Here is an 18,859-nt window from a genome sequence, read left to right as displayed (position 1 = left end):
GCCCAGGTGGCGGAATTGGTAGACGCACTAGCTTCAGGTGCTAGCGGGGGCAACTTCGTGGAGGTTCGAGTCCTCTTCTGGGCACCAGTTTAAAAAGACCTCCGAGCGATCGGGGGTCTTCTGGTTTCTGGGGTCCGGAAAGTTCTGCTGGTGGCCGTGCGCCTGCGTTGCCGGCCGATGGCAGCCCGCTATTGATCGGCGGCCGGCGCTTCATTCCGCTCACGCCATGACGCGGCAACTGGGCAACCGGATAGCCTGCTGCGCGGCGGCAGCGCCCTCTTCGACGCCGCAGCCCTGACTCTGCAGCGCAGGACGGCTTATGGCGTTGCCGTGATGCCCGCCTCGCGCAGCGCCGTGGCCCAGATCGCATACCCGGTCTCACTGGGATGGGTGCCGTCGGGCATCAGCGCCTCGGGCAAGGTCCCGTCCGGCTGCAGCATCCGAGGGCCGATGTCGACCAGACGCACGGACCGATCCTTGCCATACCGCGCGGCCAGCAGCCGATTGGTCTCGGCAATGGGCGCGCGCTGCGCATCCCCGGCATGGCGGCCGCGCGGCATGATCGCCATCAGGATCAGCTGACTCCTGGGCAAACGGCGACGCACCTCGCTCACCACCGCCTCCACGCCCTGCGCGGTCTCGGCCGGCGTGGAGGCGCGCGCTTGCGCGGTGCCGGTGAGGTTGTTGGTGCCGATGTGCAGCACCACCCAGCGCGGATCCAGGCCGTCGAGCTCGCCCTGGCGGATCCGCCACAGCACGTTCTGGGTGCGGTCCCAGCCAAAGCCCAGATTCAGCACCGGGGCCCTGCCGTACAACCAGCTCCAGGACTCGGGGCCACTGACACGCGTGGCCTGCGGTGGGCCGGCCCAGAAGTGCGTGATCGAATCGCCGATCATCACCACCTCAGGCTTGAGCGTGCGCGCTGCGGCCAGCGCCGCATGGTGACGCGCATACCAGTCGTAGGAATCCTGCTCCAGCCGGTCGACCGGAATCAACGAGGTCGCAAAATCGCGGCCCAGCGCGGCAACCGGCTTGACCGGCGGCTCGCCCAGCAGGCGCGCCAGGGTCGGCTCGATCGCCTCGGCCAGCATGCGCTGGCCTTGCGTGTCCGGATGCAGGGCACCGGCCGGCGGGCGGAAGCGGGTGTCGTAAAACAGCTCGGTGCGCAGCTTGCCGTCGCGCTGGAAGATCGACCCCACATCCAGATAGGTCACGCGTGGATTGTCGCCATAGCGCACCGCCAGGCCCTGGTTGATCTGCGCATCGCGGCGTGACTTCTCGCTGGAGATGCCACTGGGCAGCACACCCACCAGCAAGATCTGCGTGCGCGGCAATTTCTGTTCGATCGCCGCCACCACCGCATCGATACCGAGCTGGGCCTGCTCCGCGGTCTGGCCGAGATGGCCGGTGTCGTTGGTACCAATCAATACCAGCGCGACCTTGGGCTGCAGGCCATCGACCTCGCCATTGGCCAGCCGCCACAGCACGTGTTCGGTGCCATCGCCGCTGAAGCCCAGGTTGAGCGCGCCACGGCTGCCGTAGAAGGTCTGCCAGGTCGGCTGAAAATCCTCGTCCGGCGCCTTGGCTTTTTCGTAGTTCTGGGTGATCGAATCGCCGATCAACAACAGCGGCGTGTCGGCGTGCTGTTTCACCTGCTCCAGCACCTGCGCATGCCGCTGCGCCCACCAGGCTTCCTGCAGGCGGTCGGTGGGCACGATCGAGGGCGGCGGCGTTTGCGCACTTGCGGCAGCGCAGACCAGCAACAGCCCCCAACACACCAGCACGGGCGCAATGGCGGACAACGAAAGGCGGGACAACACAGCGTGCAAGGACCGGGGCATGCGCGCACCAGAGGCCAGAGAAGCTGCGATTGTGATCCGCGCGCGCCGCGCGCGACAAGGTCGGGCGCAACCACGCGCGACGTAAGACTGTGACGGTGCTTGCGGTGTGCCGGCGCCAGGCCACTGACACGGCGCCGCTGCGACATCTGACCGCCCACGTTTGCGTAGGAGCGCGCTTGCGCGCGATGGGGCATTATCGAGAACGCCGCTTCGCGCGCAAGCGCGCTCCTACATAGTGCGAGGCAATCGCCAGCGCCAAGGTGCCGGATCGACTGCTGCGCAGCTCGGGCCGATGGTGTCGACCGCGACGTACTGCCGGATCATGCTCTTCAGCGCAAGCCGGTCTCGCCACGGGCGATCACCAGGCGCTGGATTTCCGAGGTGCCCTCATAGATTTCGGTGATCTTGGCGTCGCGGAAGTAACGCTCCAGCGGCATTTCCTTGGAATAGCCCATGCCGCCGTGGATCTGCACCGCCTGATGGGTGATCCACATCGCCGCTTCCGAGGCGGTGAGCTTGGCCACGGCCGCTTCGGTGCCGAACTTCTGGCCCTGCCCCTTCAACCAGGCCGCGCGCAGCGTCAGCAGCAGCGCCGCATCCAGCTTGCATTTCATGTCGGCGATCTTGGCCTGGGTCATCTGGAAGGTGCCGATGGCCGCGCCGAAGGCCTTGCGCTCCTTGACGTAGGCCAGGGTCGCCTCATAGGCGGCACGCGCGATGCCGACCGCCTGGGAAGCGATGCCGATGCGCCCGGCGTCGAGCACGCTCATCGCGGTCTTGAAGCCCTCGCCTTCCACGCCCAGCACTTCCTCGGGCTGGGCGATGTAATCGGCAAACTCGATCTCGCAGGTGGCCGAGGCACGGATGCCGAGCTTGGGCTCGGTCTTGCCGCGATGGAAGCCGGCGCGATCGGCGTCGACCATGAAAGCGGTAATGCCGCGCGAACCCTTGTCCGGCTCGGTCACTGCAAACAACACGATGTACTTGGCGACCGGGCCGGAGGTGATCCAGCTCTTCTTGCCGTTGATCACGAAGCTGCCATCGGCCTGCTTGACCGCGCGGCAGCGCATCGCCGAAGCATCCGAACCGGACTGCGGCTCGGTCAGTGCGAACGCGCCGATCTGCGCACCTTCCGCGATCGCGCGCACATACAGCTGTTTCTGCGCCTCGCTGCCGTTCTTCAGGATGCCGGTGCAAAACAGCGAGTTGTTGACCGACACGATGGTGGAATGCGCACCGTCGGCGGCGGCGATCTCGATCATCGCCAGCGCATAGCTGATCGGGTCCATGCCGGCGCCACCGTACTCGGCCGGCACCTCGATGCCCATCAGGCCGTTCTCGCCGAGCAGGCGGATGTTCTCGAGCGGGAACTCGCCGCTGCGATCGAACTGCTCCGCGCTGGGGGCGATCTTTTCCTGGGCGATGCGGCGCGCCACATCCTGGATCATCAATTGTTCTTCGGTAAAGCTGAAATCCACGTCGCACCCCTCCAGGCCTAGGCTGAGCGCCCATTGTAGCCCCAACCATTCGCATGCGTATGTAGTTGACCCCACACCCTGCCCGGCCGAAAATATCTCCATATCGCGATATAGAGATATTCATGGATCTGGAAGACTGGTCGGCGCGCCTGAAGGTATTTGCCGACGCCACCCGCGTCCGCCTGCTGACCTTGCTGGAGCAGGAAGAACTCACCGTGGCTGAGCTGTCGGCGATCACCCGCCTGGCCCAGCCGCGCGTGTCCACGCACCTGGCCAAGCTCAAGGAAGCCGGGCTGGTGCGCGACCGCCGCGCCGGCGTGTCGGCTTACTACCGTTTCGATGAGGTGTCGCTGGACCCGGCGCAGCGCGCCCTGTGGCTGGCATTGAGCACCGGCAGCGACGATCCGCTGCTGCGTCAGGATGCCGAGCGCGTGGCCGCAGTGCTGGCCAACCGCGCCGCCGACCAGAACTGGGCCGATTCGGTGGCCGGCGACATGGAGCGGCACTACTCCCCGGGGCGCACCTGGGAGGCGCTGGCGCGCACCGCCCTGCCCTTGCTGGAAACCGGCGACGTGCTCGACATCGCTTCCGGCGACGGCGTGCTTGCCGAGCTGGTGGCGCCACATGCCACCCGCTACATCTGCATCGACACCAGCGCACGCGTGGTCGCCGCCGCCAGCGAGCGCCTGCGCAAGCTGCGCAATGTGGAAGTGCGCGAGGGTGACATGCATGCGTTGCCGTTTCCCGATGCCAGCTTCGACCTAGTGGTGCTGATGCATGCGCTCACCTACGCAGCCAAGCCGGCGCAGGCAGTGGCCGAATCTGCGCGCGTGCTGCGCCCCGGCGGGCGGCTGCTGCTGTGCAGCCTGGCCAAGCACGAACACCGCGCCGCGGTGCATGCCTATGGCCACGTCAATCTTGGCTTTGCTGCCAAGGAACTGCGCAGGTTTGCCGAGAAAGCCGGGCTGGACGTGTCCAGCCTGGAGACGGTGACGCGCGAGAAGCGCCCGCCGCATTTCGAGGTGATTTCATTGATTGCGGTGAAGCCGGGAATTGGGAGTCGGGAATCGGGAATCGTTGAAAGCGGCGCCACTGCCTCACGGAGAATCGCATCATGACGCCCGCAGCAATCCCCAATTCCCAACCCCCAATCCCGTTTGCACTGCCCTGGCTGCATCCCGAGCGTGCCGCCAAACTCACTGCCGCGCTCGCCGAACGCATCCTCATCATCGATGGCGCGATGGGCACGATGATCCAGCGCCACGATCTGCAGGAGCCCGACTATCGCGGCAGCCGCTTTGCCGACGGTTACGACAGTGCGCAGGTGCACGTGCATGGCCCGGGCTGCGATCACGCACACGCACCGGAAGGCCACGACCTGAAAGGCAACAACGACCTGCTGTTGCTGTCGCGCCCGGAGATCATCGCCGGCATCCATCGCGCTTATCTGGACGCCGGTGCCGACCTGCTGGAAACCAATACCTTCAACGCCACCTCGGTGAGCCAGGCCGACTATCACCTGGAACATCTGGTCTACGAATTGAACAAGGCCGGCGCACAGGTCGCGCGCGCCTGTTGCGACGAAGTCGAGGCGCTGACCCCGCACAAGCCGCGCTTCGTGATCGGCGTGCTCGGCCCCACCAGCCGCACCGCCTCGATCAGCCCGGACGTCAACGACCCCGGCTACCGCAACACCAGCTTCGACGCCTTGCGCGACACCTATCGCGAGGCCATCGACGGCCTGATCGACGGCGGCGCCGACACGCTGATGGTGGAAACCATCTTCGACACGCTCAACGCCAAGGCCGCGCTGTATGCGATCGAGGAAGTGTTCGAAGCACGCGGCGGACGCCTGCCGGTGATGATCTCCGGCACCATCACCGATGCCTCCGGACGCACCTTGTCCGGCCAGACGGCCGAGGCGTTCTACGCCTCGGTCGCGCACGGGCGGCCGCTGTCGGTGGGCCTGAACTGCGCGCTCGGTGCCAAGGACCTGCGCCCGCATGTGGAAACGCTGGCGCAGATTGCCGACGCCTATGTCAGCGCGCATCCCAATGCCGGCCTGCCGAATGCCTTCGGCGAGTACGACGAAACCCCGGAAGAAATGGCCGAAACCCTGCGCGAATTTGCGCAGGCCGGCCTGCTCAATCTGGTCGGCGGCTGCTGCGGCACCTCGCCGGATCACATCCGTGCGATCGCCCAAGCGGTCGCCGACCTGCCGCCGCGGCAATTGCCTGGCGCGCAGGAGCTTGCTGCGTGATGCAGAGCGATGACACTCATCCGTCCTTCGGGCACCTTCACCCGCATGCCGGGGAAGCAGGCGTGCAGCGCCGGATGAGTGCGGACGGCTGCGTCCCGTCACTTCCTTTTCCGATCCGGGCTAGCAACGCGGCCGCCCTTCTTCAGAGCATCGCATGAGCACTCCCCGCCACACCCGCCTGTCCGGCCTGGAACCGCTGGTCATCACCCCGGACCTGTTGTTCGTCAACGTGGGCGAGCGCACCAACGTCACCGGCAGCGCGCAGTTCCGCAAGCTGATCAAGGAAGAGCGCTACGAGGAGGCGGTGGAGGTGGCACGCCAGCAGGTCGCCAACGGTGCGCAGATCCTCGACGTCAACATGGACGAGGGCCTGATCGATTCGGAAAAGGCGATGACGCGTTTTCTCAACCTGATCATGTCCGAGCCGGATATCGCGCGCATTCCGGTGATGGTGGATTCCTCCAAGTGGAGCGTAATCGAAGCCGGCCTGAAGTGCCTGCAAGGCAAGAGCGTGGTCAACTCGATCTCGCTCAAGGAAGGCGAGGCGCTATTCATCGAACAGGCGCGCAAGGTACTGCGCTATGGCGCTGCCGCGGTGGTGATGGCCTTCGATGAAGTGGGTCAGGCCGATACCTGCGCGCGCAAGGTCGAGATCTGCACGCGCGCCTACAAGGTGCTGACCGAGCAGGTGGGCTTTCCGCCGGAAGACATCATCTTCGACCCGAACATCTTTGCCGTGGCCACCGGCATCGAGGAGCACGACAACTACGCGGTGGACTTCATCGAAGCCACCCGGCAGATCAAACGCACGCTGCCGCATTGCCATGTTTCCGGCGGCGTTTCCAACGTGTCGTTCTCGTTCCGCGGCAACGAGATGGTGCGCCAGGCGATCCACTCGGTATTCCTGTTCCATGCGATCAAGGCCGGCATGGACATGGGCATCGTCAACGCCGGCGGCATGCCGATCTACGACGAACTGGACCCGGAGCTGCGCGAACGCGTGGAGGATGTGATCCTCAATCGCCGCAAGGACGGCACCGAACGCTTGCTGGAAATTGCAGAGCGCTACAAGGGCAGCAAGGGCGCGGCGAAAGTCGAGGACCTGGCCTGGCGCGAGAAGCCGGTGCGTGCGCGGCTGGCGCATGCGCTGGTGCACGGCATCGACGCATTCGTGGAAACCGATACCGAGGAAGCGCGCCAGCAGTCCACCCGCCCGCTGGACGTGATCGAAGGCCCGCTGATGGACGGCATGAACGTGGTCGGCGACCTGTTCGGTGCCGGCAAGATGTTCCTGCCGCAGGTGGTCAAGTCCGCGCGTGTGATGAAAAAGGCGGTGGCGTATCTGCTGCCCTTCATCGAAGCGGAAAAGCTGCGGACCGGCGATGTCGGCAAGTCCAACGGCAAGATCATCATGGCCACCGTCAAGGGCGATGTGCACGACATCGGCAAGAACATCGTCGGCGTGGTGCTGGCATGCAACAACTTCGACGTGGTGGATCTGGGCGTGATGGTGTCGGCGCAGGTGATACTGGACCGTGCACGCGCAGAGAATGCGGACCTGATCGGCTTGTCCGGCCTGATCACGCCGTCGCTGGAAGAGATGTCGCATGTCGCACGCGAGATGCAGCGGCAAGGCTTCGAGATTCCGTTGTTGATCGGCGGCGCCACCACCTCGCGCGCGCACACCGCCTTGAAGATCGACCCGCACTACACCGCCCCCACCGTATGGGTGAAGGACGCCTCGCGCGCGGTGGGCGTTGCGCAATCGCTGATCTCGCGCGACCTGCGCCAGGCCTTTGTCGCCGCCAACGATGCCGACTACGCAGAGATCCGCGCGCGCCATCGCAACCGCGGCGACGCCAAACGCCTGGTGTCGCTGGAAAAGGCACGCGCACAGCGTTTCGACGGTGATTGGGACACTTACACACCGCCCGCACCGCGCCAGCCGGGCCTGCACGTGTTCGACGACTACCCGCTGCAGGAGTTGATCGAGCTGATCGACTGGACCCCGTTCTTCCAGGCCTGGGAGCTGGCCGGCAAGTTCCCGGCGATCCTCAGCGACGAGGTGGTCGGCAGCCAGGCCAGCGAGTTGTACCACGATGCACGCAAGATGCTGCGCACCATCGTCGCCGAAAAATGGCTGACCGCTAAGGCGGTGTTCGGGCTGTGGCCGGCCAATGCAGTAGGCGATGATGTTGTTGTGCTGACCGAGCCTGCGGAATCGGGAATCGGGAATCGGGAATCGCAAGGCGATGCATCGGCGCCCGACCATTCCCGATTCTCCATTCCCCATTCCCTGCACTTCTTACGCCAACAAGTCGACAAACCCGTCGACCGCCCCGACTTCTGCCTGGCCGATTTCATCGCGCCCAAGAGCAGCGGCAAGCAGGACTGGATCGGCGCGTTTGCAGTCACCGCCGGCATCGGCATCGAGCCGCATGTGGCGCGGTTCGAAGCCGCGCATGACGACTACAATTCGATTCTGCTCAAGGCCCTGGCCGACCGTCTGGCCGAGGCGCTGGCCGAGCGCCTGCATCAACGCGTGCGCACCGAATTCTGGGGCTATGTGGAGGATGAGACGCTGGACAACGAGGCGCTGATCGCCGAGCGCTATCGCGGCATTCGCCCGGCACCGGGGTATCCCGCCTGCCCCGAGCACAGCGAAAAGCGCACTCTGTTCGACCTGCTCGATGCCGAGCGTCATACCACGATGACGCTGACCGAAAGTTTTGCGATGCTGCCCACCGCAGCGGTCTCCGGCTACTACTTCAGCCATCCCAAGAGCCAGTACTTCGTGGTCGGGCGCCTGGGCAAGGAACAGGTGGCCGACTACGCCAAGCGCAAGGGCATCACCGTGGCATTGGCCGAACGTTGGCTGGCATCGAATCTGGATTACGACCCGGAATAAGGGCAGCTGCAGACCACAGACATCGTAGGAGCGCACCCGGGCGCGATGCGGCTTTACCGCTAAAGCCGCATCGCGCCCGGGTGCGCTCCTACGCGGCGCCGACGCATTGCGCGGCGGCGCCCTTGATCACGCCAGCATCAAGCAGCCGGCCGCAACACGTTCAAGACCTCGTAGCACGCGCCCATGGTGTGGTAATCGGTCTTGCCGGCGGGGCTCTTTTCGTCGCTGTACTTGCGGTTGTCCGCATCCAGAATGCGGTACCACGCACCATAGCGGTGGTCGATCATGTGCTCCCAGGAATACGCCCAGAGCTTGTCGTACCACTGCCAATAGCGCGGCTCGCCGCTGCGCTGCGCCAGCAACGCCGCCGCCGCCAGCGATTCGGCCTGCACCCAGAAATACTTGTCGTCGTCGCAGACCTTGCCATCCGGATCGAAGCCGTAATACAGCCCGCCACGCTGCGCATCCCAGGAGCGCTCCACCGCCACATCGAACAGGTGTTGCGCGGTCGGCAACAACCAGTCGGTCGGTGCGTAGCGATCCAGCAGCATCAGCAGCTTGGCCCATTCGGTTTGATGCCCCGGCTGGAAACCCCAGGGGCGGAACAGGTGCTTGGGGTTGTCGCGGTTGTAGTCCCAGTCGATGTTCCACTGTAGATCGTAGTGTTCCCACACCAGGCCGTCGGCCTTGGCCGCCTGACGCCGGGTCATGGTGTCGGCCAGCGACAGCGCACGGTCCAGGTAGCGCTGCTCGCCACTGGATTCGTACGCGGCGATCATCGCCTCGCACATGTGCATGTTGGCGTTCTGGCCGCGGTAGCTGGTGAAGTTGAACTGCGCATCGGCCTCGTCGCGGTACAGGCCGAATTCCGGCTCCCAGAAGTGCTTTTCCAGCAGCTGCCAGGTCTCGTCCATCCATGCGCGCGCCTCCTCGACGCCCGCCTTCAGGCCGCACGAATACGCCAGCAGCACGAAGGCCACGCCGTAGCAGTGATTCATGTCGTCTTCGACCACGCCGTCACGCAAGGTCCATGCGTAACCGCCGGTGGCCGGATTGCGATGCACGTTGCGCAGATAGTCCAGGCCGTGACGCACCGCCTGCAGGTACTGCGCATCGCCGAATTCGCGATACGCCATCGCGTAGTTGAAGACGAAGCGCGTGCTGCTGACCAGATGCCGATGCCCGGCATCGTAGATCGAACCATCGTCGCGGAAATACTGGAAAAACCCGCCCGCCGGGTCGATCGCGCGCGGGTGGTAGAACGCCATGGTGTCGGCGATATGCTGACGCAGCACATCGGCCGAACGGAAATCGGGTGCGGGGCTCGCAGGCAAACGGCTCATGATTGTTCCTGGATCAGGGAATGGACTTCATCGACGCTCGGCATCGCCGCAAACGCGCCCTTGCGCGTCACCGCCAGCGCGCCGACCGCCGCGGCAAAACGGATCACCTCGGTGATCGCAGCGGCATCGCCGGACAGCTGCTCCAGCGTGGATGCACGCGTCGCCAGTTGAAACAGCAAGCCACCGACGAACGCATCGCCCGCTGCCGTGCTGTCGCGCACCTGCACGCGGAAGGCCGGCACCTGACCCGAATCGGTGCGTGTCTGCCAGTGCACCGGGCCACCACCGTCGGTGACCAGCAACCAGCTGGCCTGGCCCTGCCAGAGCTTGCGGGTGACCGCGCTGGCGTCGCCATCGAGCGTGCCGGCCAGGTACTCGAGTTCTTCGCGCGAGAGCTTGACCACATCGGCCAGCGCCAATGCCTCCCACAGCAGTGCAGCCGGGTCCACGTCCTGCGGCCACAGCATCGGGCGCAGGTTGAGATCCAGGCTGACGATGGCGCCATCGGCACGTGCGCGGCGCATGCCGTCCAGCGTGCATTGCGCGATCGCAGGCTCGGTCATGCTGTTGGAACACACATGCAGCACGGCAGCCTGCGTGAAGCCGTCTGCGGCGAAATGCTCCGGCCGGAACAGCAGATCCGCCGCAGGCGGACGGTAGAAACTGAAACTGCGTTCGCCGGCTTCATCCAACGCCACGAACGCCAGCGCGGTCTTGGCCTGATCGGTGCGCACGATGCCATCGGTGGCGACGCCGGCCTGCTGCAGGCTCTGCAGCAAAAAATCGCCGAACATGTCGCGCCCCAGCATGCCGACGAAATGCGCCGCACCGCCCAGGCGCGCCACTGCGACTGCGACATTGGCCGGCGCACCGCCGGCGTATTGCGCAAACGTGCGTGCCTCATCCGGACCGGCCTGTGGCAGTGCCAGCATGTCGATCAAGGCCTCGCCAAAACACACCACCCGGTTCTTCAAGGCACTCATGCGCGCGCCTCCGCCAGTGCGCCGCGCAAACGCGAACCCCAGATGCCGTAGAACACGATGTACAGGTAGCACACCAGCGGCAACACGAACGACTCGTGCAGACCGATGCTGTCGGCCAGCAGACCTTGCAGATACGGCACGATGGCGCCGCCGACAATGGCCATGATCAACAGGCTCGAGGCGCGGCCGGTCAGCGGGCCAAGCCGCTCGATGCCGAGCGTAAAGATGGTCGGGAACATGATCGAATTGAACAGGCCGATCGCCACCAGCGCATACACCGCCAGCATGCCGCCGCTGGCCATGGTCAGGCCCAGCAGCAGTGCGTTGATCCCGGCGAACACCGACAACAGCACGCGCGGCGACAACTTGGCCAGCAAGGCCGAACCGATGAAGCGGCCGATCATCGCCAGCGTCCAGTACGCCGACACGTAGTGGGTCGCTTCGCGTTCGGTGAACCCGCCGATCTGCGGCAACGAGAAATAGTTGACCATCAGGCTGCCGATCGCCACTTCCGCACCGACGTAGAAGAAGATCGCCAATACACCAAAGCGCACATGGGGATGCGCCAGCGCATCCAGCAGCGAATGCCTGCTTTCATCCTTCTGCGCGCCCGCATCGGTCAGGGCCGGCAGACGGAACAGGAACACGAAGATCGCCAGCAGAAACAGCACGATGCCCAGACCGATGTACGGCCCCTGCACGGCTTGCGCTTCCTGCACGCGATAGGCCAGTTGCTCGGCTTCCGGCAGCACCTTGAGCTGGTCGCCGCTCATCACCGTGTTGGACAGGATCAGCCAGCCACCGAACAGCGGCGCGATCGCAGTGCCCAGCGAATTGAGCGCCTGCGCCAGGGTCAAGCGGCTGGACGCACTGCGCTCCGGACCCAGCAGCGCGACATAAGGGTTGGCCGCCACCTGCAGGATGGTGATGCCGGTGGCCAGCACGAACAACGCGCCGAGAAATGCGCCATAGACGCGCAGTTCGGCTGCGGGCCAGAAGCCCAGCGCACCGACCGCGGCAACCGCCAGCCCGGCCACGATGCCTTGCTTGTAGCCAAGCCTGGCCACCAGCCAACCGGCGGGCAGCGACATCAGGAAATACGCGCCGAAGAAGGTGAACTGCACCAGCATCGCCTGCGCGAAGTTGAGCTCGAACACCGCCTTCAGATGCGGGATCAGGATGTCGTTGAGGCAGGTGAGAAAGCCCCACATGAAGAAGATCGTGGTGACGACCGACAACGCAACGCCGTTGTTGACGGGCGCCTTGTTGCCGCTTGGCGCTGTGGACTGCGTGGAAAGGGAAACCATAGGAATTGCCTGGTCAGCGGCCTGAGGCCTTGGTGGGGGAATGGGCGGGAGAATCGCTGGGGGAGTGAAGCGGAATCACGGAGCTCAACGCGCTGGCGCTGCTGGCGCGGATCTTCAATTCGACTGCGGCGGTCAGGCGCTGCGATGCAAGGGTGGGACTCCCGATACGCTGCAACACCAGTTGCGCAGCCTGGCGGCCACGCGCGCGCGGATCTGCGGCCAGCGTGGTCAGCGCGGGCGTAAACAACGCGGCTTCGGCAATATCGTCGAAACCGGTCACCGCGAAATCGCGCCCCGGCACGATGCCATGCATCGCCAGCGCCGCCATCAGGCCCAACGCGACGCTGTCGTTGTAGCAGACCGCCGCAGTTGCGCGATCGTGCGCGGTGCTGTCCAACATACGAGCGGCACATAGCGCAGCATCCTGCCGGTTCGGTGCGGATTCGACGTAATGCGCGGCCAGACCGGCATCGGCCATCGCGCGCGCGTAACCGGCGCGGCGTTGCCGGCAGGAACTGGATTCGGCATGGCCACCGAAGAACACGATGCGCCGATGGCCTTGCGCGATCAGATGCGCGCAGGCAAGCAATGCGCCCTGCTCGTTGTCCAGCGCCAGCAGATCCCAGCCCGCGCCCTCCACTTCGCGGTTGAACAACACCACGTTGTGTTGTCGTCCCAGCACCTGGGTCAGCGCCTGTGCCTGGCTGCCCTCGGCCGGCGACAGGATGATGCCGGCAGGGGTATGCTCCATCAACGAGGTCAGCACCGCCTGCTGGCGCTGCGTCGATTCGCCGGTGCTGCCGAGCAGGGTCACATAACCCGCCGCGCCCAGCGCTTCGTCCACGCCTGCGGCGAATTCGGCAAAGAACGGATTGGACAGATCGTTGATGACCAGCGCGATGCTGGATGAGGTGCGGCAGCGCAGATTGGCCGCAGCACGGTTGTAGACGTAGTGCTGCCGATCCAGTTCGGCCTCCACGCGCGCGCGCGTGGTCGCATGCACCAGCGGGCTGCCGCGCAGCACCAACGACACCGTCGCGCGCGACACGCCGATGGCACTGGCGATATCGCGCAGGGTCACCGCCCCGCGTCCGTTGCGGCGCGCGTCGCCGTCCTCCGAAGTGGAGGGCGCCGGTTTGGCACGCGTCACGTTGCCGACCTTGCAATGAGAGAAGTGCGCATGCATCTGGCGTCGATTGGATCGATCCAATTAGGCCTTTTCCGCGCACTCAATGCATGCGGCAGTGCAACATAGGCAGCGGCCGCGACGTCGCCGCCGCCTTGCATCATCCCATCACTGAAAGGCAATCGACAGGCCAATTCCACCCTGCCAGTCCGGGCTCTCCGAGGTCAGCCCGCGCAGCACCGAGACATCCAGTTGCATCGCGTGCGGCAGCTGCCAGGCACCGCCGGCGCCAGCCACCCGCGAATGCTCGCTGCCGGTATCGAAGCCTGCCTCGACATAACTGCTGAAATGCTCGCCGGAAAAGAACGTGTAGTTGGGCGAGAAGGTCCAGGTATGCCCATCGCTGTCGCGCGCATAGTTGACGTACAGCGCCAGTGCGCGCTGCTGGGCCAGATCCCAGGACGCGGTCACGCCCAGTTCGCGCGCGTAGCCATCACTGAAGGCAGCGCTGCCGGTCGGCACGCTGTAGCTGCCGAGCGCGGCCCAATGAAAGCTGTCCGACTGTGACGGCAATGCCGCCTTCAGGCCGATATGGCTATCGCCTCCGCCACGCACATGCGCACCGCCGCCGTGCTGCCAGTTGTAGCTGTCGCTGCCGACCTGCAGTTCCACGTTCTGGAACAAGCCAAGGCGCAGCACCGTATCGGCGGTGTACTGCGTGATTCGCTGCCCGTCGCTGCGATCGGTACTCGCATCCGGCAGCCCCTGCTCCCAGGCGAACACACCGGGCTGCAGCACCTCGGCGGCAAACGGAATGCCGGGACGGTCAAACGCGGGCGCATCCTCCGTCTGTGCAGCGGCCTGCCCACTCATCCCGCATAACGCAAGCATGGCAGCGGCCAACACCGTGGCGCGCGTCGCCTGCAAACCCGAAGGGCCACGCGCAGTGGACGCAATCGACGCAGCGGCACGGGACTTCAACACGTTCGACAACATGGACATACACGGCACCATCGGCAGGAGTGGGCAGCGACGCAGTGGGCACCATGCCCGGCTGCGTCGACAGTAACGCGGCGATGGTGCCGCGCGCGCCGTGACCGGCCCGTGTATCGCCGGCGGTGCGTTTGCCGCATAGCTCGACCCGAAGGCGCGCAAGTAACAATTCAAGCACGCAACACACAGGGCAACGCACAAAAAACATGGGCACCCATCAGGTGCCCATGTGCCAACACAAAACTATCTACGCAGCCTTACCAGACCAGATCGTCGGGCACCTGGTACTGGGGATCGGCATACGGGTCTTCGCCTGCCGGCGCATTCGGGTCCACCTTCAATGCCACCGACGGCGCAAATACCGCTTCGGCGTTGGCCAGTACCTCGGCAGTCACCAATAGATAACGACCGTTGAGCTGCAGCACGCCGAGCTCGCCGGCGTTGAGCGCCTTGAGCTGATCGGCAGTCACGTAGATACGCTTGATCTTGCCGCCATACGGGAAATGCCGGGCGATATCCGCATCGGCATGATTGAGCCCCTTGTCCTTGAGCAGCTCTTCGAGCTTGGCCTTGGCCTCGCGACGCAGGCGTGCTTCTTCCTGCTTCAGCCGCTCGGCTTCGATGCGCTCGTCCTTCTCGCGTTGCGCGCGGATCGCATAGGCCTTGGCCAGGTCGATGTCCTCACGCGTGCGTGCCGGCCTGGGTCCGCGGCGGTCGGCCGTGGACTGCGGCGGACGTTGCGATCCTGCCGGCTTGCCATCGTTGCGACGCTCCGGCCTGCCGTCATTCTTGCGCTCGCCCTTGCCGTCGGTCGCCGCAGCGGCATGCGGCCGCTGCGGTCCCCTGCCCTGGCCGCCCGGCTTGTTGCCGCCGGGCGCAGGCCTGCCACCGTTGCCATGTTGACGCGCGGCAGGCCGTGCGTCGGGTTTGCGTTCGGGCTTGGGTGCGGACTTGAAGCCCAACCCAAGCAACTGGTCACGTAAGGTATCGCTCATGGCGGTGGCAATCTGCAATCAATAATGCGGAGGCGGCGGTTCATCCGCTGCGTCGGCAAACAACGTGGAGCGCACCTTGCCCAGATCCTCGAGCAGGTGGCGGATCAGTTCGGCATTGCGGGCGCCCGTCAAACGGGCGTCCGCAAGTGCTTCACTCAGTTCATTGAGCGCCTGCTCCTGAAAGGACAGGCGCGTTTCCAGTTCAACCAACCGCGCGTCCAGTTCCTGGTCGCGCGGCGAGAGTTGCTCATGCATGCAACGAACGGCCTCGTCCGATGGCGTAGTAGGCCAGACCTGCGGCTTCGATTTCCTGCGGGTCGTAAAGGTTGCGGCCGTCGAACACGACGTCGTCCTTCAAGGCCTGCTTGATCTTGCCGAAATCCGGGCTGCGGAACTGCTTCCACTCGGTGACCACGACCAGGGCGTCGGCGCCTTCCAGTGCGGCAAATGCCTCGTCGCAGAAGGTCAGATCGTCGCGCTCGCCGAAGATGCGCTTGGCTTCATGGGTCGCTTCCGGATCGTAGGCACGCACGGTGGCGCCGGCTTCCCACAATTGCTCCATCAAACGGCGGCTGGACGCGGCACGCATGTCGTCGGTATTGGGCTTGAACGCCAGGCCCCACACCGCGAAGGTCTTGCCGGCAATGCTGCCGGTGCCTTCAGCGCCGTAATGCCGCTGCACCAGTTCGAACAGGTGCCCCTTCTGCGCGTTGTTGACGCTTTCCACCGCGTTGAGCAGGATCGGCTCCATGCCGTACTGTTCGGCGGTCTTGGCCAGTGCCTGCACATCCTTCGGGAAGCACGAGCCGCCATAACCGGCGCCGGGGTAGATGAAGTGCCAGCCGATGCGCGGATCCGAACCGATCCCGTTACGCACGTGCTCGACGTCCGCACCGACACGCTCGGCAATATTGGCGATCTCGTTCATGAAACTGATCTTGGTCGCCAGCATCGCGTTGGCCGCGTACTTGGTCAGCTCGGCCGAACGCACGTCCATCTCCACGATGCGGTCGCGGTTGCGGTTGAACGGTGCATACAGACGACGCATGCGGGCAATGGCCGCCGGCTTCTTGGCGCCGATCACGATGCGATCCGGACGCATGCAGTCGGCCACGGCGTCGCCTTCCTTGAGGAACTCGGGGTTGGAGACCACATCGAACTCATGGTCCACGCCGCGTGCGTCCAGCTCTTCCTGGATCGCCACGCGCACCTTGTCGGCGGTGCCGACCGGCACGGTGGACTTGTTGACGACCACCGAAGGGCCATCGATATGGCGACCGACGGTACGCGCAACCGCCAGCACGTACTGCAGGTCGGCACTGCCATCCTCGTCCGGCGGCGTGCCCACGGCGATGAAGGTGATTTCGCCGTGCGCAATCGCCTCGGCCGCATCGGTGGTGAAGCGCAACCGGCCAGAGGCGTGGTTGGCTTTCACCATCGGCTCCAGGCCGGGTTCATAGATGGGAATCACCCCACGATTGAGACCATCAACTTTCGCCTGGTCGATATCCACGCAGATAACGTGATGACCTACTTCCGCCAGACAGGTACCGGTGACAAGACCAACATAGCCGGTACCAAAGATCGCAACTCGCATGGGTGGGGGTACTCCTGTGGGGGATCAGGGAAGGATACCCATCAGTTCGACATCGAACGTCAACGTTGCGTCTGGTCCGATCGGCCCCCCCTGCGTGCCGTTCGGGCCATAGGCCAAGTTGGATGGAATCCAGAAACGGTATTTCGAACCGACCGGCATCAACGCGACGCCCTCGGTCCAACCTGCAATGACTTGATTCAGACCGAACTCCGCCGGCTGGCCGCGCTGGTAGGAGCTGTCGAACACCTGACCATTGAGCAGCTTGCCTTCGTAGTTCACGCGCACCGTGTTGGTGGGCATCGGCCGCTCGCCGCTGCCCTGGCGCAGCACCATGTACTGCAGGCCCGACGCGGTGGTGATCACGCCCTTTTCGGTCTTGTTCTTGGCCAGGAAGGCATTGCCTTCCTCACGATTCTTGGCACCGGCAGCGCCCTGCTTGGCAGAGGCGAACGCCTGCATGGTGGCAGCGGCTTCCTGCTGGGTCAGACGCGTGGTGCCCTTGGCGAACACGGTGCGCACCGCTTCCATCAGGATCGACAGGTCGATCTCGTCCTTGATGCCGGCCAGCGACGGACCGACCGCGCGGTCGCCCAACATCAGGCCGACATTTTCCTTGGACGGTGCGGCCGGCGCGCTACCCGGCGCCATGCCCGGAACCTGCTGGCCATTACGCGCCGCCAGCGCGGTGCGCAGTGCGGTGTCGGTAGCCTGGGTCTGCTCGTCGGACAACAGCGGCTTGCCGCCCTTGAATGCATTCTCGATGGCGCGTTGCAGTGCGCTCACATCGATGTCCTGGGCAATCGGCTCGAACGAACGTGCCACGTCCATACCGATGGCGTAGCTGACGTTGTCGCGCGTGCTCTTCTCAGACGATGCATTCAAAACTGGCTTCTCCTTGGTGGCCGCTGCGGCCGGTTGCTGCGACATCGCCGGCATCGATGCCGACAGTGCCACCATCAGTAGCGACGCCGCCGCGCCGCGCTTTCCCATCTTCATTCGATGCACTTCCCGAAAGTGAAAAGACACGCCGACGCCGGCGCTGAATGCGCATTGTCGCATGTGCGCGTGGCCTTGCGAGCGCCGTGCTCAGCGCGACGGCGCGTTGAGCTCGCGTTCGATTGCCGCCAGCACGCTCGGATCGTCCGGTTTGATCTTGCTGGGGAACTGCGCCACCACCCGTCCATTGCGCCCGATCAGATACTTGTGGAAGTTCCAGCCCGGCGCCACACCGGTGGCCTGGGTCAGGCGCTGATACAGCGGCGTGGCCTGTGCACCCAACACATGCACCTTCTCAAACATCGGGAACTTGACGCCATAGGTCAGCGTGCAGAATTCCTGGATCTGCTTCTCAGATCCGGGTTCCTGCCCCTGGAAATCGTTGGACGGAAAGCCCAGCACCGAAAAACCGCGGCTGCCGAAGCGCTGGTTGAGCGCCTCCAGCCCTTCGTACTGCGGGGTGTAGCCGCACTTGCTGGCGGTATTGACCACCATCAGCACCTTGCCGCCGTAGGTACGGTTCAGGTTGATTGGCGCCTTGCCGGCCAGCGGCCGGTAGTCCAGATCCAGCACCGGCGCACCGGCGGCCAGCGCCGAGATGGAGAAAAAGCCAGCGAATACAACGACCAGCAGACGCTTGAGCAACATGAGCGATCCCTTTCGATAGGTCCGGGCCACCCGCCGACGCGGGGTGCCATCAGTTGGGTATGACAGGCAGTTGACTGCCCGCGTGTCGGTGTTATAGTTGAATACAACACCAGTCATCCAACGCAGGGGAAAGCATGAACAGCACACGCTTCACGCGACCAGCTCCATTGCTGCTGTTCGGCAGCGCCCTGTTCGCCATTGGTTGCCTGGGAGCCGCTTCCAGTCAGGTCACGGAGTCCGGCGCCGATTATGGCGTGTCGGAGGCGGTTACGGAAAACGCGACAACTCCCCCCGAGGCGCGCATCAGGCCCAGCCGGCACCTGCGCGCTTCGCTGTCGATGCCCTATTTCTCCTTCGCGCAGGTTCTGCGTCCACGGAGCTGAC

Annotated in this window: 16 protein-coding genes and 1 tRNA gene; 5 read left to right on the top strand and 12 right to left on the bottom strand. The window is 64.8% G+C overall.

Annotated features, from left to right (window positions below; translation table 11 throughout):
• Nucleotides 1–87 (top strand) — tRNA-Leu (locus tag ABQY64_RS08025).
• Between the two features lie 230 nt (nucleotides 88–317).
• Here the strand turns inward: ABQY64_RS08025 and ABQY64_RS08020 are convergent.
• Both ABQY64_RS08020 and ABQY64_RS08015 read right to left on the bottom strand, forming a co-directional pair.
• Complete coding sequence (locus ABQY64_RS08020) at nucleotides 318–1,841, bottom strand: platelet-activating factor acetylhydrolase IB subunit (protein WP_349779946.1); 1,524 nt, start codon at nucleotides 1,839–1,841, stop codon at nucleotides 318–320.
• A gap of 329 nt (nucleotides 1,842–2,170) precedes the next feature.
• The gene (locus tag ABQY64_RS08015; RefSeq protein ID WP_223571058.1) at nucleotides 2,171–3,289 is read right to left on the bottom strand and encodes an acyl-CoA dehydrogenase family protein; all 1,119 of its coding nucleotides are present in this window, start codon (nucleotides 3,287–3,289) and stop codon (nucleotides 2,171–2,173) included.
• Nucleotides 3,290–3,441: 152 nt separating this feature from the next.
• Between ABQY64_RS08015 and ABQY64_RS08010 the strand changes: the two genes are divergently transcribed.
• The 3 genes from ABQY64_RS08010 to metH all read left to right on the top strand — a co-directional run bounded on the left by ABQY64_RS08010 (nucleotide 3,442) and on the right by metH (nucleotide 8,487).
• Complete coding sequence (locus tag ABQY64_RS08010; RefSeq protein WP_039520530.1) at nucleotides 3,442–4,437, top strand: metalloregulator ArsR/SmtB family transcription factor; 996 nt, start codon at nucleotides 3,442–3,444, stop codon at nucleotides 4,435–4,437.
• On the top strand, nucleotides 4,434–5,579 hold the full coding sequence (locus ABQY64_RS08005) for a homocysteine S-methyltransferase family protein (RefSeq protein WP_349779945.1): 1,146 nt from the start codon (nucleotides 4,434–4,436) through the stop codon (nucleotides 5,577–5,579). Before ABQY64_RS08010 ends, ABQY64_RS08005 begins: the two co-directional genes overlap by 4 nt.
• A 154-nt stretch (nucleotides 5,580–5,733) precedes the next feature.
• Nucleotides 5,734–8,487, top strand: coding sequence for a methionine synthase (gene metH / locus ABQY64_RS08000; RefSeq protein WP_104600702.1), 2,754 nt, complete (start codon nucleotides 5,734–5,736; stop codon nucleotides 8,485–8,487).
• Nucleotides 8,488–8,624: 137 nt separating this feature from the next.
• On the opposite strand, the gene ABQY64_RS07995 is transcribed toward metH, so the two are convergent.
• The 10 genes from ABQY64_RS07995 to ABQY64_RS07950 form a co-directional block, all read right to left on the bottom strand.
• The gene (locus ABQY64_RS07995) at nucleotides 8,625–9,830 is read right to left on the bottom strand and encodes an AGE family epimerase/isomerase (protein ID WP_167704211.1); all 1,206 of its coding nucleotides are present in this window, start codon (nucleotides 9,828–9,830) and stop codon (nucleotides 8,625–8,627) included.
• A complete protein-coding gene (locus tag ABQY64_RS07990; protein WP_167704213.1) occupies nucleotides 9,827–10,813 on the bottom strand; it encodes a carbohydrate kinase in 987 nt (328 codons plus the stop codon). Before ABQY64_RS07990 ends, ABQY64_RS07995 begins: the two co-directional genes overlap by 4 nt.
• A complete protein-coding gene (gene fucP, locus ABQY64_RS07985; RefSeq protein ID WP_039511711.1) occupies nucleotides 10,810–12,120 on the bottom strand; it encodes an L-fucose:H+ symporter permease in 1,311 nt (436 codons plus the stop codon). Before fucP ends, ABQY64_RS07990 begins: the two co-directional genes overlap by 4 nt.
• 13 nt (nucleotides 12,121–12,133) lie before the next feature.
• On the bottom strand, nucleotides 12,134–13,306 hold the full coding sequence (locus ABQY64_RS07980; protein WP_349780031.1) for a LacI family DNA-binding transcriptional regulator: 1,173 nt from the start codon (nucleotides 13,304–13,306) through the stop codon (nucleotides 12,134–12,136).
• 108 nt (nucleotides 13,307–13,414) lie between these two features.
• On the bottom strand, nucleotides 13,415–14,260 hold the full coding sequence (locus ABQY64_RS07975) for a transporter (protein WP_349779944.1): 846 nt from the start codon (nucleotides 14,258–14,260) through the stop codon (nucleotides 13,415–13,417).
• A 236-nt stretch (nucleotides 14,261–14,496) separates the two neighbouring features.
• Nucleotides 14,497–15,234 carry a DUF2058 family protein gene (locus ABQY64_RS07970; RefSeq protein ID WP_349779943.1) on the bottom strand — a complete coding sequence of 246 codons (738 nt, stop codon included), beginning with the start codon at nucleotides 15,232–15,234 and terminating at the stop codon, nucleotides 14,497–14,499.
• An 18-nt stretch (nucleotides 15,235–15,252) separates the two neighbouring features.
• Nucleotides 15,253–15,489: a SlyX family protein gene (locus tag ABQY64_RS07965; RefSeq protein WP_024939344.1), complete on the bottom strand. Its 237-nt coding sequence runs from the start codon at nucleotides 15,487–15,489 to the stop codon at nucleotides 15,253–15,255.
• A complete protein-coding gene (locus tag ABQY64_RS07960; protein WP_349779942.1) occupies nucleotides 15,482–16,831 on the bottom strand; it encodes a UDP-glucose/GDP-mannose dehydrogenase family protein in 1,350 nt (449 codons plus the stop codon). Before ABQY64_RS07960 ends, ABQY64_RS07965 begins: the two co-directional genes overlap by 8 nt.
• A gap of 24 nt (nucleotides 16,832–16,855) precedes the next feature.
• Complete coding sequence (locus ABQY64_RS07955) at nucleotides 16,856–17,827, bottom strand: FKBP-type peptidyl-prolyl cis-trans isomerase (protein WP_016901531.1); 972 nt, start codon at nucleotides 17,825–17,827, stop codon at nucleotides 16,856–16,858.
• A 90-nt stretch (nucleotides 17,828–17,917) separates the two neighbouring features.
• A complete protein-coding gene (locus tag ABQY64_RS07950; protein WP_349779941.1) occupies nucleotides 17,918–18,475 on the bottom strand; it encodes a glutathione peroxidase in 558 nt (185 codons plus the stop codon).
• Nucleotides 18,476–18,609: 134 nt separating this feature from the next.
• Here ABQY64_RS07950 and ABQY64_RS07945 point away from each other — a divergent pair, with 134 nt between their 5' ends.
• Nucleotides 18,610–18,858 (top strand): hypothetical protein, encoded by a 249-nt coding sequence (locus ABQY64_RS07945; protein ID WP_349779940.1) that lies wholly within the window; start codon nucleotides 18,610–18,612, stop codon nucleotides 18,856–18,858.
• The last annotated feature ends 1 nt before the right edge of the window (nucleotide 18,859 follow it).

Source organism: Xanthomonas sp. WHRI 7065 (genome assembly GCF_040203115.2).
Lineage (GTDB): Bacteria > Pseudomonadota > Gammaproteobacteria > Xanthomonadales > Xanthomonadaceae > Xanthomonas > Xanthomonas arboricola.
Note: the sequence above shows the minus strand (reverse complement) of the source record. Positions and strands in the feature narration are given on the sequence as shown.

Excerpts from the sequence above, each read along its gene's own strand:
- ABQY64_RS08020 (WP_349779946.1), bottom strand. The coding sequence starts at position 1,841 with ATGCCCCGGTCCTTGCACGCTGTGTTGTCCCGCCTTTCGTTGTCCGCC.
- ABQY64_RS08015 (WP_223571058.1), bottom strand. The coding sequence starts at position 3,289 with ATGATCCAGGATGTGGCGCGCCGCATCGCCCAGGAAAAGATCGCCCCC.
- ABQY64_RS08010 (WP_039520530.1), top strand. The coding sequence starts at position 3,442 with ATGGATCTGGAAGACTGGTCGGCGCGCCTGAAGGTATTTGCCGACGCC.
- ABQY64_RS08005 (WP_349779945.1), top strand. The coding sequence starts at position 4,434 with ATGACGCCCGCAGCAATCCCCAATTCCCAACCCCCAATCCCGTTTGCA.
- metH (WP_104600702.1), top strand. The coding sequence starts at position 5,734 with ATGAGCACTCCCCGCCACACCCGCCTGTCCGGCCTGGAACCGCTGGTC.
- ABQY64_RS07995 (WP_167704211.1), bottom strand. The coding sequence starts at position 9,830 with ATGAGCCGTTTGCCTGCGAGCCCCGCACCCGATTTCCGTTCGGCCGAT.
- ABQY64_RS07990 (WP_167704213.1), bottom strand. The coding sequence starts at position 10,813 with ATGAGTGCCTTGAAGAACCGGGTGGTGTGTTTTGGCGAGGCCTTGATC.
- fucP (WP_039511711.1), bottom strand. The coding sequence starts at position 12,120 with ATGGTTTCCCTTTCCACGCAGTCCACAGCGCCAAGCGGCAACAAGGCG.
- ABQY64_RS07980 (WP_349780031.1), bottom strand. The coding sequence starts at position 13,306 with ATGCATGCGCACTTCTCTCATTGCAAGGTCGGCAACGTGACGCGTGCC.
- ABQY64_RS07975 (WP_349779944.1), bottom strand. The coding sequence starts at position 14,260 with ATGGTGCCGTGTATGTCCATGTTGTCGAACGTGTTGAAGTCCCGTGCC.
- ABQY64_RS07970 (WP_349779943.1), bottom strand. The coding sequence starts at position 15,234 with ATGAGCGATACCTTACGTGACCAGTTGCTTGGGTTGGGCTTCAAGTCC.
- ABQY64_RS07965 (WP_024939344.1), bottom strand. The coding sequence starts at position 15,489 with ATGCATGAGCAACTCTCGCCGCGCGACCAGGAACTGGACGCGCGGTTG.
- ABQY64_RS07960 (WP_349779942.1), bottom strand. The coding sequence starts at position 16,831 with ATGCGAGTTGCGATCTTTGGTACCGGCTATGTTGGTCTTGTCACCGGT.
- ABQY64_RS07955 (WP_016901531.1), bottom strand. The coding sequence starts at position 17,827 with ATGAAGATGGGAAAGCGCGGCGCGGCGGCGTCGCTACTGATGGTGGCA.
- ABQY64_RS07950 (WP_349779941.1), bottom strand. The coding sequence starts at position 18,475 with ATGTTGCTCAAGCGTCTGCTGGTCGTTGTATTCGCTGGCTTTTTCTCC.
- ABQY64_RS07945 (WP_349779940.1), top strand. The coding sequence starts at position 18,610 with ATGAACAGCACACGCTTCACGCGACCAGCTCCATTGCTGCTGTTCGGC.